Genomic DNA, 262 nt, shown 5'->3' on the forward strand with positions numbered 1-262 from the left:
GAGCGCCTGTTCGACGATGCGCTCGCCCGCGCCGTTTTCCGCGACGCTGTCGGTGTTCGATACGGCTTCGCCGCCCGCCGCGCGAATCTCATCGACGACGCGCTCGCCCGGCGTGCTGTCGCGGCCCGTGCCTTCGAGCGACGCGCCGATATCGTTGACCACCACGCGCGCGCCGTAACGCGCCATCAGCAGCGCGATATCGCGGCCGATGCCGCCGCCCGCGCCCGATACGACCACCACCTTGCCTTCCATCATCCTGCTC

At 70.2% G+C, this 262-nt stretch carries 1 protein-coding gene; it reads right to left on the reverse strand.

The genetic code is table 11. The features are described 5' to 3' along the window. A partial coding sequence (locus NCR39_RS29560; protein ID WP_350029713.1) for an SDR family NAD(P)-dependent oxidoreductase occupies positions 1-255 on the reverse strand: 255 nt, incomplete at its 3' end. Positions 256-262 lie beyond the last annotated feature (7 nt).

It is taken from the genome of Caballeronia sp. ATUFL_M2_KS44 (assembly GCF_023630965.1).
GTDB classification, from domain to species: Bacteria; Pseudomonadota; Gammaproteobacteria; order Burkholderiales; family Burkholderiaceae; genus Caballeronia; species Caballeronia concitans.